Origin of the sequence: Roseobacter phycocola (genome assembly GCF_042055075.2) — a bacterium.
Lineage (GTDB): Bacteria > Pseudomonadota > Alphaproteobacteria > Rhodobacterales > Rhodobacteraceae > Roseobacter.
In genome coordinates this window covers 977,197-989,874 of record NZ_CP194010.1, presented here as the reverse complement: position 1 = coordinate 989,874, position 12,678 = coordinate 977,197, and the positions used below count along the sequence as shown (strand labels likewise).

General features: G+C 54.6%; 15 protein-coding genes. 11 read left to right on the top strand and 4 right to left on the bottom strand.

All coding sequences use genetic code 11. The annotated features are described in order from the left end of the window. Nucleotide 1: 1 nt before the first annotated feature. Genes AB4K19_RS04760 through AB4K19_RS04750 form a run of 3 tightly spaced genes read right to left on the bottom strand, consistent with a single transcriptional unit; the run spans nt 2 to nt 2,100 of the window. The gene (locus tag AB4K19_RS04760) at nt 2-898 is read right to left on the bottom strand and encodes a FlgO family outer membrane protein (RefSeq protein WP_436399238.1); all 897 of its coding nucleotides are present in this window, start codon (nt 896-898) and stop codon (nt 2-4) included. Further along, complete coding sequence (locus AB4K19_RS04755; protein WP_375230771.1) at nt 899-1,507, bottom strand: hypothetical protein; 609 nt, start codon at nt 1,505-1,507, stop codon at nt 899-901. It abuts the gene before it with no gap. Then, entirely contained in the window at nt 1,504-2,100 is a 597-nt protein-coding gene (locus tag AB4K19_RS04750) for a hypothetical protein (RefSeq protein ID WP_375230770.1), read from the bottom strand. Before AB4K19_RS04750 ends, AB4K19_RS04755 begins: the two co-directional genes overlap by 4 nt. A 483-nt stretch (nt 2,101-2,583) precedes the next feature. Between AB4K19_RS04750 and AB4K19_RS04745 the strand changes: the two genes are divergently transcribed. Genes AB4K19_RS04745 through AB4K19_RS04695 form a run of 11 tightly spaced genes read left to right on the top strand, consistent with a single transcriptional unit; the run spans nt 2,584 to nt 11,885 of the window. Next, nucleotides 2,584-3,045 (top strand): hypothetical protein, encoded by a 462-nt coding sequence (locus AB4K19_RS04745; RefSeq protein ID WP_375230769.1) that lies wholly within the window; start codon nt 2,584-2,586, stop codon nt 3,043-3,045. An 11-nt stretch (nt 3,046-3,056) separates the two neighbouring features. After that, complete coding sequence (locus tag AB4K19_RS04740; protein ID WP_436399236.1) at nt 3,057-4,178, top strand: AAA family ATPase; 1,122 nt, start codon at nt 3,057-3,059, stop codon at nt 4,176-4,178. Nucleotides 4,179-4,183: 5 nt separating this feature from the next. Then, nucleotides 4,184-5,101: an AAA family ATPase gene (locus AB4K19_RS04735; RefSeq protein ID WP_436399234.1), complete on the top strand. Its 918-nt coding sequence runs from the start codon at nt 4,184-4,186 to the stop codon at nt 5,099-5,101. A 12-nt stretch (nt 5,102-5,113) separates the two neighbouring features. Next, a complete protein-coding gene (locus AB4K19_RS04730; RefSeq protein ID WP_436399232.1) occupies nt 5,114-6,961 on the top strand; it encodes a hypothetical protein in 1,848 nt (615 codons plus the stop codon). Nucleotides 6,962-6,964: 3 nt separating this feature from the next. After that, nucleotides 6,965-8,914, top strand: a complete 1,950-nt coding sequence (locus AB4K19_RS04725) for a type IV secretory system conjugative DNA transfer family protein (RefSeq protein WP_436399230.1) — start codon at nt 6,965-6,967, stop codon at nt 8,912-8,914. A 3-nt stretch (nt 8,915-8,917) separates the two neighbouring features. Next, complete coding sequence (locus AB4K19_RS04720) at nt 8,918-9,043, top strand: hypothetical protein (RefSeq protein WP_375230762.1); 126 nt, start codon at nt 8,918-8,920, stop codon at nt 9,041-9,043. Continuing rightward, nucleotides 9,044-9,772, top strand: coding sequence for a hypothetical protein (locus AB4K19_RS04715; RefSeq protein WP_375230761.1), 729 nt, complete (start codon nt 9,044-9,046; stop codon nt 9,770-9,772). Between the two features lie 3 nt (nt 9,773-9,775). Further along, the gene (locus tag AB4K19_RS04710; protein WP_375230760.1) at nt 9,776-10,090 is read left to right on the top strand and encodes a hypothetical protein; all 315 of its coding nucleotides are present in this window, start codon (nt 9,776-9,778) and stop codon (nt 10,088-10,090) included. Then, nucleotides 10,090-10,839 (top strand): hypothetical protein, encoded by a 750-nt coding sequence (locus AB4K19_RS04705; RefSeq protein WP_375230759.1) that lies wholly within the window; start codon nt 10,090-10,092, stop codon nt 10,837-10,839. Before AB4K19_RS04710 ends, AB4K19_RS04705 begins: the two co-directional genes overlap by 1 nt. 11 nt (nt 10,840-10,850) lie before the next feature. Next, nucleotides 10,851-11,438: a hypothetical protein gene (locus AB4K19_RS04700; RefSeq protein WP_375230758.1), complete on the top strand. Its 588-nt coding sequence runs from the start codon at nt 10,851-10,853 to the stop codon at nt 11,436-11,438. A 12-nt stretch (nt 11,439-11,450) separates the two neighbouring features. Beyond that, the gene (locus tag AB4K19_RS04695; RefSeq protein ID WP_375230757.1) at nt 11,451-11,885 is read left to right on the top strand and encodes a hypothetical protein; all 435 of its coding nucleotides are present in this window, start codon (nt 11,451-11,453) and stop codon (nt 11,883-11,885) included. Here AB4K19_RS04695 and AB4K19_RS04690 read toward each other — a convergent pair. Beyond that, complete coding sequence (locus tag AB4K19_RS04690) at nt 11,882-12,352, bottom strand: hypothetical protein (protein WP_436399227.1); 471 nt, start codon at nt 12,350-12,352, stop codon at nt 11,882-11,884. The genes AB4K19_RS04695 and AB4K19_RS04690 overlap by 4 nt on opposite strands. Nucleotides 12,353-12,678 lie beyond the last annotated feature (326 nt).

Below are 12,678 nucleotides of genomic sequence, written 5' to 3'. Positions count from 1 at the left end.
TTTATTGTTTGCGCAGGCGCAACTCGCCGCAGCCTTCCTGAAGATAACGCGCCGTGATTTCTTCACGATCCAGGTCAAACCGGCCTTCAAAACCGAGCGCCTGATGCCCGCGCGGCTGATACATCCAATCATTTGGGCTTAAAGTGAATTCTTCGGTAGCTTCGTTCACCGTCCCCTCCATCGACAGCACACCAGATTCGATTTTGATGCCATTGTTCAAAGGGAAGTAAGTCTGCATGGCCGTCAGTGTATCGTCCGGATTGACCACCACGGATACAGCAATGCCAAATGACGCCTCGCCGCATGTGCCGGTGCCTTTCCAAATTCCATTGCGGCGATCAGGCGCCGGCGCGCCACCCATCATGTTTGATCTCGAAATCTTTACCACCGTGTCCAACTGGCGCTGCACCGTTGGTGTCAACGGTACCCAAACGCTTGCCACTTCCAGCGTTTCGATAGTCTCAACGTCGATCAAACGACTGTCGATGCGCACACGATCTGATAGAGGTGTAATTTCACCAACGACAAGTGCATCGACGCCCAGAAAATTTCCGAACTCCTTTGCCGACGACGGGTTGAAGAGGTCAACTTCGGACAGCTGGATCTCCTGCAGCGCATTTTCCAGCTGCGCGCGTTCTATTACGCGAAATACATCATTTCCATGCGACACCATCTTACCCGTCAATGCGATCATCAACAGGTTGGTAAGCTGCGTTGTTTGTTTACCGGTTGAAACGAACGAGGTGACCGCGACGCGCTGAGACGTTTCACCGCCCAATTGAGACGCCACGAATTTCTGTGCAATTTGTTCAACAGCCTCATCAACGCTTTCAGCGGCATACGCCGTTGAGCCCGCCATCAGTGTCAAAACGCAGAAGATTGAGCTGATCAAACGCATTTATGAGTTCCCTTGCGGCAGTTCGATGCCGTTGATCACAACATCGTAGAATTGTTGAGTCTGCAAATCCCGCGAGTAAATTGCAAAACGCGCTGAGAGCGACGCAGTGCTTGCGATTTGGGCAAGCTCCGCCGAAAAAGCCCCGTCATAGGGTAACAGCGTCAGCACGACAGGCGTTGGCTGGCTCGGCGTTAGTGTTACCGGCGTATCTTTCAAATAATAGGCGCAATTGGATGTGTCCAAATCCCATGCTTTATTGGGCCGGGTACAAATCGGCACACCTGTCGAATTCGCCACGTAATACACATTGCCGAATTCATCAATCAATGTTGCTGCTGGCTGCACCATTGCAACGCGACGCCCGGTTTTTTCTGTTTCGATTACCCTTAAGATCAATCGGTACGCGTTGGTTGTCGAAGGGTCGCGCACCAACCGCTGCACTTGGAACGTTAGTCCGGCAAACGTATCAGTAACGTTATCGCCCTGTTCCTGAATGCCGAAAGCGCCACCAGAATTACCGCCAGAGGAGGAGCCACCGCCGGTGAACTGCGCCGCAACGGGATTTGACAAGATAAAAAGCGTCGTAAAGAACGTAAGAAACCGGATCATTTCGCCTCCAAAGGAATAAGCGGAAAACTTATGGGGATTGAAATTAGACCACGATCCCCGGATTTAGCTGGCTGATCGCCTACCCCTAATGCAGCACTCATCGTCAGGCTCATAAAGCCGTCTCCGGAGCTTTGTGCTTCCGGTGCGGATAGCGTCAAATTGACGAGCGAAGATGCTCCAGCTGCGAGCGATGTAAAGGCGCTTCCCGGCAAGTACCCGCTATAGTTGGTCATGCACCTTTCGATACTATTCGATTTAAGGGTTTGACAGGTCGCCAGACCCGCAATCTGGACAACGCTGTACGTTGAACCGAGGGTATCAACCGCATTCGGAGGTGGGCCGATAACAGCCAGCCAGATCGGCTCCTCTCGCGTGTTCCTCATCTCGATGCTTACTGTTCGCTGTGTCCCAGCAGACTTGCTTACGAAAAGCACGCGCGCGGCGAGGCCATTGTTTTCAACATAGTCGCTCGCCTCAGTATCAAACACACCAGAAGAACTTGCAGTTGAGGCGCTTTCCGCAACCATCTGAGCATGTGCGAACGAAGAACAACAAACGATAGCAATAGAAATAGCCGAAATTGCGCCGCGCATAATTTCCCCACAAATTCACTACCGACCAAACCCGTCAAGTAGGTGCGCCAGCCCTTAAACCAAACCAAGCATCAAGCTACTGAAAACAGCTATTTTCTTGACACAGTTAAAATTCTAACGTCAATTTTTACTTAGATTCTCTCGTGTGGCAAGTGTTTTTAAAGTAGCCAAAATTGAGTGGGATTTTAGGACTATTTGGAAAATTGAGTTTTATTCCAGGGTGGGTTGAATATGGCAAACGAACGTGATCGCCAACGTAAAAACGTGCGGCGGCGTCCCGGCAACGCACCGTCGCAAAATGAGGCTTCTAGCTCTGAATTTGAAACAAGCGGGTCATCAACCTCTCAAAATGCTACGCAAAACGATGGCGGAGATCACACATCGGCTGGCCGCGGGCGGGCGAGCTGGCTGATTGCAGCCGCCGCCGCAGCCGCGGTCGCCGCCGGTGCCTTCACCATGTTTGGCGCGGGCGGAGGAGGTGATGTGATTACAGACGCCGAAAATCAGACCCGCTTGGCGGCGCATCAAACACTTTTGGCAACACCCGGCGGCCTGCCAGTCAAAATGGTGGGTGCGGATGAGGTAGATGATGCCCTGGCGTCCATGCCCGAATCTGTGAGCGAAGAGACGCGCGAGGAAATGCGCCAGCAGATTGTTCAGGGTGGGTTGCAGCTTGCGTGGGTCACGCTGTGGGATACTCATGCAGAAGACGGCGACATCCTGCGCTTTGAGAGTTCTAGCTCGATCCCCGTCGAGGTGCTGGCACTGAACGCGCGCACCACGATCGCCATCCCCTACCCCGCTGACGGGAACGTACTCGTGACCGGGGTCAAAGATGGCGGCGGTGGCATCACCATCGCTTTGGAAAGCGGTGCTGCGTCGATTGCATGGCCGACAATGGCCGAAGGTGACCAGCTTCTGCTGCCGATCACACCCGGCTTCTGAGGGTCTTCTGCATGCGTGCTTTGTCGATGATCCCTTTGCCGCTCCGAATTGCTGGGCTGGTGCTGGCGGGCGTGCTTTTGTTTCGCTTGATTGGCGGCGCGATGGGATCATGGATGCTGATCATCGCGATCTTGCTTTGGCTGATGGTATTATTGACACTGGCATGGGACTTTGGCTGGCTGAATGGCTTGGCAAAAGTGCCGGGTGTTGCCAAGTTTTTCAGCTTCATGTCTGCCAGCAGAGCACAGCAGACCCATTCCGCCGAGGCAGGCCCTCGCGGGCAGTTAAGCGATGCGGATCGTATCAAGCTATTCGGCGAAGCACGGGCGCGGCTCGGCGCGTTGGAGGGCATTGAAGCAACCGAAGACGAAATTATGGAACGTCTGGTCGCGCCAGCAGAGGAAGATCCGGACAATCCATTCGGTACGAAAGCCCCAGCGCTGGTCGCGTTGTTTTCTGGGCCCAGTGGCACGGGAAAATCAACCGCCGCTGTCGCCGCCGCCCAAATGCTGACAGGCAAAAAAGCTGTTGAAACAGCAAATATTGTCGGTGTGCGCGCAACCGATCTGCGATCAGGTCAATACGGCACCGCCGCGCAACTTGGGCGTGGCAAGGCGGAACAGGCACTGGGGGGCACCTTGTTGATTGAGAATGCAGGCTGGTTGCTTGCTGACGACGGATATGGTGGGCCGGGTCCGGCTGAGGACTTCGGTGCCGCTCTTCTTGACGTGCTCGTCCAACATCCGCAGCGCATTTTCATTGCCATGACCGCGTCAGAGCAAGATGCGGCTCGTTTAAAGCGTGCGCCCGAAGTGCAACGCTGGCTTGGCAAGCTGACGACCAGAGATTTCCGTTTTGATGAGCTGCCAGAAGATACTCTTGTGGAATTGCTAGAGCGTCGGTTGGAAGACGTGGGATGGGCGCTGGAAGACGACAATGCAGCGGACCAGGCGCGGCGCCTCATGCTAGAAGTAAAGGACCGCGCGGGCGCAGACTTTGACAATGCAGAGAGTTGCCGCCGTATAGCCGAGCAGCTTGTTGAATTGGTGCGAAGCGACGGCGAGGACGATGTGGTGCGCCGCAAGCTAGTTGGTCGCGAGGCGATCAAGCAAATGGACGATCAATTGGAGTAGTAAGAATGCAGGATGGGTTTCGTCGCCGACGGCGATCAGAGCGCGCGAGCGCACCAAAGCGTGGGGATGGCCTCGAGCCAATCCTAGCCGAGATCGATGGGCTTATCGGACTTGAACCCGTGAAGCAGGAGATTTTCCGTCTTGTTGATTTTGCCCGGGTCGTTTCACTCAAGAAAGACCGCGACTTGCCGGTTGCAAATCTGACTTTTCATATGGTTTTTACGGGTCCTCCGGGAACCGGTAAAACAACAGTCGCGCGCTATATCGGTCGCTTGCTTTACGAATTGAAACTGCTACGCAAAGAAAAGCTGATCGAAGTCGACCGGTCGGCTCTTGTGGGCACTCATTTAGGTGACACCGCTAGGCTTGTTCAAGACAAAGTGAAAGACGCCCTGGATGGTGTTCTTTTTATTGACGAAGCTTACACACTGGCGGGCGGTGGTGGCGCGACGGGAAAAACGGATCCGTTCGGGCAAGAGGCCATTGATACGCTCTTGAAGCTGATGGAAGATCATCGCGAGCGCCTCGTCTGCATTTTTGCCGGTTACACAACAGAGATGCGCCGCTTTGTCGAAGCGAATCCCGGTCTCAAGTCACGCATTTCGCGCACGGTCGAATTCCCATCTTATGATGGCGACGAACTGTATCAGATTTTTGAAAGTCTCGTGACAAAGAATGGCTTCAACATGACCGACGAAGCCTCTGATGAGGCAAGGAAGGTGATCGACGACTTGGCGCGCAATGCCGACGAGAACTTTGGCAATGCGCGTGAAGTGCGTCAGTTTTTTGAAGCTTTGCAGCCCATCCAGGCCGAACGCATCGCGGAGCATCTGGACGAAGTCGACAGTATCGATCAGATCGACAATGAGACGCTGATGCGGATCGAAGAAGACGACATAACCTACTACGCCGAGCATATTTGAGGAACTTTGCCGATGTCGCTCGGAACCCAGGCCACACAGCTTTGGAAGCGATCGCGCCCGTTTCGCTTCTCTTCAATTGCCGCCGTGTTGATGACGGTACTGGCCGTCGTTTCCGGGCAAAGCTGGAACAATAACACGTCCCCCGCACAGCAGAGCAATCCGGCCCCAAACAACACCGGCACGCCCAACAACCAGCAAGTGAACAACCAAGGTGGCGGCGGCAGTTCACAACAGGCGATGGTGCAATGCGGCCCCGCAGGTGCAACGCAACTGGCGGCTCCACTTGTTGTCGGCAACTCCCAACCACGTAACGTAACGGCGGTTCAGCCTTCAACAAATCAGGCTCAGGGAGGGGTGCCCCTGGCTGTGATCGGTCGGTTCAACCAGTTTATTGTAAAAGTTGATGCTGCGAAAGTTGAGCCGCGGCGCGGTGAAAGCTGCGCCCTGATGGAGGGTGCACTTGCTATTCTCGAAGCAGGCGATCGTGCGTATGATACCTGTTTTCAGGACGCCACTTCAAAACTGCGGGACGCAGAAAGCTGTGCCAACACCCATTCGGCATCGGAACACCGCTACGACGCTCTATTGGCGACACATGCCGCATTTTCATCGGAGCCGTCCTCTTCCAACATTGCCGCGTTGGCGCTGGCGCAGTCCGATATGACAGATTACGACAAGGCCCGCGAACGTTGGCGCGAAGTCATGCCGATCATTACAGAAGCGCGGGCCGCCAGCGCGTCGATAGCGGAAAGCGACATTCGCATCGGACGTCTGGTCGGGGCAGCGAACGCCGCCCGGTCTGGAGGTGCAGCTGAAGTCGAGAAACTGGCAGCTGCAGCAGCGCTGGATCAGTTGGATATTGCACGGCTCACACCCGAGCAGGAAGCGATGCTGGACGCTGCGCGAGATGCACGTTCTACGGTACAGGATAGTGATCGTCGGCTTGACGCATTGGCAGTCGCCGTCCAAAGCATCGCAGGTGGTAGCTCGGACGTAAGGGCAGAGTTGATTGCCGCTGTCGGCGCGCTCACGCCCTTGGACGTCGCCCGCGCGGATCCGACACAAACCCAGACGATCACGCGCGCGCGATCTGAAGCAGCGCGCTTTGCGCTGAATGACCTGGTAGCGGAGGCTCGGGACCTAAGTCTCGCAACGGCTTCCGCCGAACAACATCAGCGCCTGGTCGATCTGGCCGCCATTGTCACCAGCCATGGCGGGATCACAGAGCCGACACCGGAGCATACCGCCGCTCTCGCCTTGTCGAATGAGGCGGCAGCGGCACTCGCCCGGTCAGACCGCCGTCTTGCAACAATGTCCGCAACAACGGAAACAGTGCGCGCCGGCGGCCCATCGGCCATGGGTGAGGATGTTTTAAAAAGCTACGACGCCATTACCGGCTTCGACAAAAGCAGAATGACCGAAGATCAGAAGTCCGAGTTTGACGCGCTGGGAAAGGCACGCGAAGTCACGATCACGTCCCGAGAAGGGGAGCTAACACGAGCCGTGCCGATCTTTGTATCTGCGGAAGGAGCCGGACCAACGAACGAAGCTCTCAGAGCATTTTACGATGGTCTTCAAAGGGATGGTTTTAATCTGGTTGATACGCTCGAAGCATCTGCTGTGCACTTAAAACTTCGCGTCGGAGAACTCCGCGACCGGGACAACAAGGTTGGTAACATCACTGTTAAAACTGCGCGAATCGACATTAGCCTCGGCGGCGAATGGACAATTGCCGACGATCTGCTGTTTTCGACATCTTCGGAGGGCGTCGGTCGCGGTCGCGACGCGTTGGACGAAGCGTTGAACGCCTCAATCGACGTGCTGATCCAGGCAGTCCAAAACGAAGCAGCGGGGGGCTAGCAGTTGCAGCGCAAGGTCACTTCCGCCGATGTGACGGAAGCAAGCATCGCCTTCTGGGGCGGCTTTGCGGGGTCTTTGGCGCTTTGTATTGCGATTCACTTCATCGCTCCCGGTTTCCGAAATGACGACTTTTTGCGCATGGTGCTTGTTGTGCTGTTTTTTGGGTGCCTTGCTTCTGCAACATGGAGTTTGACCAAACCCTTTGCCGATTTCACCAGTACCAAAATTCGCTGGCAGTATGCTGAAGCAGGTCCATCCGTCATGCAATCGGTAGAGAGATACCTGGTACGCATCAATCGTTACGTAGCAATGATCGGCAATATTCTGACCATCGGGATCGGGGCCTTGGGACTTGCTGTCCTAACCGATTGGGAGCTGTTTTCACCGCTTGCGAGCTTGCGTAAGCCCCTTTACTGGATCGGTTTTGGTGCAATCGCCGCCGCGCCGTTGGCCAGCCTGGTTATGTCCAGCCGCTTGCGAGAGGCTTATATTTTGCGCGTTCAGATAGATGAGGAGATGGAAATCTCCGGCACAAAGACACGCGACACAACTCATCTGGCGGAGGAGCGCGCGGAAGCTGCACGGGAGGCGGTTGAAGTCACAGCCCCCATGTCCTTCCGCGCTGGCGGTTATGATTGGCGGGTCCCTGACTTCTACAAGAACGTTGCGATCTTCGGCCAATCCGGGACAGGTAAGACGGTTTGCGTACTGAACGCACTGCTTGACGGCTTGTTGGGGGCAACGGGTGCTGCCGGTCAACCAGCTGCGGCGCTGATCCTCGATCCAAAGGGGGACTTCCGCGATAAAATCGATGCTCTTGCCCAACGCCATGGCCGCAAACGTGATCTGCTAATCATCGATCCTGATCAGCCCAAGACCTCAATGCGGTGGAATCCGCTGGATACGGACGATGACGCACAGGAGGTAGCAGGTCGCTTTGCTGCCGTAATGGAGACACTGAATCCATCAGGCGGCGATGACGCGTTCTGGATCGATAACACAAAACGTCTAGTTCAAAATCTGATCGCGCTGTTACGCTTTGCCCGCCCGAACGAGCCGCCGTCGCTTATCGAAGTGTACGAGGCCGCAATGTCGGATGAAAAAATCAAAGCATGGGGCAAACAGGTTCCTGACGGTGTCTATGACGGTAATGTCGAAGTGTCTCGCACCTTTGACTACTTCTTTGATGTCTGGTTCACGATGCCAACCGATACGCGAGGGACAGTGCGCAGCTTCGTGTCGAATATGCTGGGCACGTTCTTGACACCCCCTTATGACGATCTTTTCTCAGGACATTCGACCGCTCAGATTGGTGAAGTCATCGACACGGGTGGCATCCTCTATGTCAATATGCCGATTGCGGACAAAGAGGTAATGTCGCGCGTCGTCTCTACATTCATCAAACTCGAATTCTACCGCGAAGTTCTTAAGCGGCGCGACAAACCGCGCCCGTCATTCTTTCTCTGCGACGAATTCCAATCTTACTTCACAACCGGCCAGGGCCGCGGAGATGCGGATGCCTTTGAGCGGACCCGGCAATCCAATCACGCGAACATCGTGGCTTTCCAGAACTTGAACGCGCTTTTCAAACAGACAGACCGTCAAGAACCTGTGCTGAACATGCTGGGCAACTGCGGGACAAAGATATTCCTGCGTAACACCGAACGCGAAACCAATGAATTCGCCTCTGATCTCTTCGGCGAGCATATTGAAACAATGACAGGGGCAAGCGTAAACGTCGCGCAGGGCGCGCGTGGACGCGGGAGTGGCGCCGCGATTTCCAACACCGCCCAGTACTCGGCCCGGGTCAAGAAGGATGAATTTGCGAACCTGGGTGTGCCGAGCCGAGAAGAAAACGAACCATTTGCAGAAGCTATCGTGCACTTGGCAGCGCGGTCAAAAGTTGAAATGAAAAAGATGCGCTGGAAGGTGCATCCGATCGTGGAGCGATAAGGCATGCTACTTCGTCTCATCGTTGTCCTGGCAGTTCTGTACTTTGGCTACAAATTTGCCTCCGGTGCGCTATTCGTCGTTGAAGCCGTGTTAACAGACACCTTCGCCTGGATGTTTGAGGACTACTGAGTGGCCGAAACTGATCCGGATAAGGTCTATGTTGCTTTTGATAGTCCGCAGACTGCGGTGAGGATGACGGGGGGTACGGCGCATGCTGTAAAAGGCGTGCGAGATGATGAAAACGCCTTCATTCTGACCGATCAAAAAGGCCGCAGTTTTGTCTATGTGCGTGCAGAGTATTCCGGGTATCGCGGTGTAGCAAACCGTGCAGCAGGCGAACCTATCTCAAAGAAGGGCGAGGATGCGGACCATGCCGGCAGCCGCACCGTAAACAAAGACAAATACGTTTTGCTTGCACGGGTGCCCAAAAGTGCCAATCGCTCCGCAGGATCGGTAGAAAAAGTGACAACGCTTGATGGGCAATTCAACCGGGCTTCAACAGCGCCTGCACCCGGCGGCGGGTATGCTTTGCCGATGTCTGCACGCAACGCGGAAAAGCTGAGCGGCAAAATCCGCGCGGAGTATCAAACACGCGACGCAAACTACCACGCGCCACTGAAAGATGAGAACATAGCGGTAGCTTTGCTGCAAGCCGAGGATGACCAAGCGCGTCTGCGAGAGATGAAAGGTGATCTGATTGTACAGCAGCAGGATTTGGCCAAAGACGGGCCTAAACGATACGCCGAGCCTGATGCAATGGGGATCAAAGGGCCATGGGATCGGATGGCGGCGGACAAAGCCAATACGACACGGGCTTCTGGAAAAGAAGTTGGGGTAGCCACGGCCAAAAAAAGGTGAACTATGAGTCAGTCTATTCTTGAGCGGCTACGGGCCGCGAATGAATTTAGAGATACACCCGAAGCCGCGATCGCGGGGGACGTCCACGTACGTATCCTTAGCGTCGACCGGGCAGAGCTCTCACTCCTCGAGACACGTTGCGAAATCGGTATTGAGCGCGGTTCGGACGAGAATGGTCGACCCGGCTGGTACATCTATCCGGAAGATACAACTCAATGGGACGATGGGCGCACAATCAACAGTGAAGAACACGCCGAGATTTCGCGTCTGCTCACGGCCGCCCTTGTCGCTAAGGGCTATCAGGTCTGGACCGATTGATGAGTGGCGCGCGTCACGACACGGTAGAAGCCTATAAGGACGAGATCAACCATAGTCGCAACGATGTTCGCCCGCCAAAGAATGGGGCTGTCTTTTACACAAACAACGGTCGCGACAAAGCCCGAGAATATGTAGCGGAGCAGCGCGATCAGGGGAAAGAGGCCACAACTCTTGAGCAGACCGAACATGGGCGTAAACTCGACAATGATAAGCTCTTTGATCGTTCGGACCCGCGAACGAACCAGTTAGAGCTAAACGAAGCCAAACGGATCAATCAAGAGACTGGCAAGGTCAGCCTCGACAAGCACAACGCAGCGACCAAAGTCTGGGATCACGAAAGCAAGACCTACGGCGAACAGGCAACTGGTCGCGTAACGGTTGTCACCAATGACCGAGCGATCAAGGAGAACTCTTTCTTTGCCCGCAATGAACGCGAGGCGCTGATCAGAAACGAAAAGGTCACCCATATAAACGGGGTTGAACGCAAGGAACTCCAGACCAAGCTGGACGCCGTTGACCGTGCCAAATCACGTGAGGCGAATGCAATGACAGCCGCGCAACGTGAGAGGGCCAAGTCCGAGCACAACGAAGCACTGCGCGACCTCAATGGGGTCATTGAAAGGAATGACCCAACACGGGACAAATCCAAGGAAAAGACAGAGCCTGTTGTTGAACGGAAATCTGCATTTGAAAAACAACAAGAGTCGAAAACCACTGTCGACTCTGCGCCACCAACAAAGAAAAAATAGGGAATTTTTTTATGTATCTCAAAGTTTTGACGGTTTTGACAATACTCGCCCTGCCTGGCAGCGCGATTGCGCAAATGGCAAACAATGGCGGTACGACTGCACCGGCAAATACGAACGCATTCGGACAGAGCGAGCCCTTCAAAAACGTCACGACGTCTTTTGATGGCATTGAATTGAATTTGACACGGCTGATTGCCGATCCATCGGCTGATAGCATGTATCGGATTGTTGGCACCTTGACCAATTCTGGCAGCTCAGAGGCCGAGGTGCAATTTTTCAAGCCCATGCCAATACTTGTGGATGAACTCGGGAATGTTTTGGAGATAAGTGCGCATACTGGCATTGATCCTTGCCGGAGTGGGAGTTCATGGTCCTCGTCGACGTCCTCCTGTGGACAGGCTAGTGCGTCCCGGCTTGCCCCGAACATCCCAGTCACATTCTCGGTTGGTTTCGCGCCGTCCGAGAAAAACTACAGTGCCGAACTGGCAGAGCTTTCCAACACTGTGACCGCACGTATCCATTTCGCCTACACACTCGACAAATTTAAGTCTGTAGAGGTTTCGGAAGTCGTTATCCCCGGCATTCCGCTGCCGCAGTAAAGGAGGTTTCTTATGTTTTTTCGCTTTTGTACAACAGCCCTGATTTTTCTGATGCTGACCACCGCTGCCCTCGCACAGTTGGTCGGAAACAACAGTAACACACCGTCGCAGGGCGGTGCTGATCCGACAGGTATAGAAGGCTCTTGGGGAGGATATGCAACGTGCAACAGCGGAAAGGACGCTTACGCCGCCTTCCTCGAAATCAATCCATCTGCCAATGGGTTTCTGGTCGAATATCTTACCATGGCGCGCAACTCAAAATGGCGGCGGCAGTATGAAGCCATCACATTACCCAATGACAAATACGTTATTACACCGTTCGGAGAGGGCGGGACCTCAGATGCTGAACTCTCAAACGGGCGATTGGTTTGGAATGCTCGCCAAAGCGATTGCATCCATGTCTACTTTCGAATTGAGGCTCTGCCTGCAGGCATAAGCCTGGACTAGCAAAGGCTTTGCGCGAAGCCGACGGCCTGCACGTACCCCCAGCCATTCGCGGCGAGATAGGCTGCGGGTAGCGCAAGCAATTTGAACGTCCAGGGCGACCACTTCAGCGTCTCTGCCAAACCGGTCACCACCGCATTGAAGGTGAGCGACAGCCCAACGGTAATCGCGCATTGGATCGCCAGAAACAACGCAAATCTCCACTCACCCGACTGCGCAAATGCAATGACAAAGCCAATGGCTAAGGTCGGCCCCAACGCAGCTGCCCAGATTTGAAAGCTGAGAATCGGGATAAACATGTAAATCAGGCATGCAACGAAGATGACAGTTGACCAAGTGTTGAAAAAATCAGTCGCAAGCCCGCTGGGCGGTTGGGTGTGAGGACAGGGAAGCGCCTGTGCAAGACCGGAGGCCAAAGCCAGGATCACGCCAACTCCAAACGCGACCATCAAGAGACGCAAGAGGATCATCACCTGGCCTTCTTGTTAAACTCCTCTGTCACTGTACTACTTTTTTCGGGATTCTGAGACTTTTGCACATCTTGTGACCGCTGCGCTTGATGTCGATCGAACGCAGGTGCACTTGATCCACCGGGCGCCGGGCCGGCTGGCCCGGGGGGATCGTATGTGAGCTCTGGGTCATCAGGTTTGTCCAACTCGACCTCTTTTTCCTTTGCGGCCTCGTTGAAATCGTTCTTTATCGAATGCTCTTCCCATCGCGACATATGCCAAGCCTTCAATCCACCCAAAATATGTTCATAAGACTAAGGCTTGGATGAACCACCGTCCATCCACTT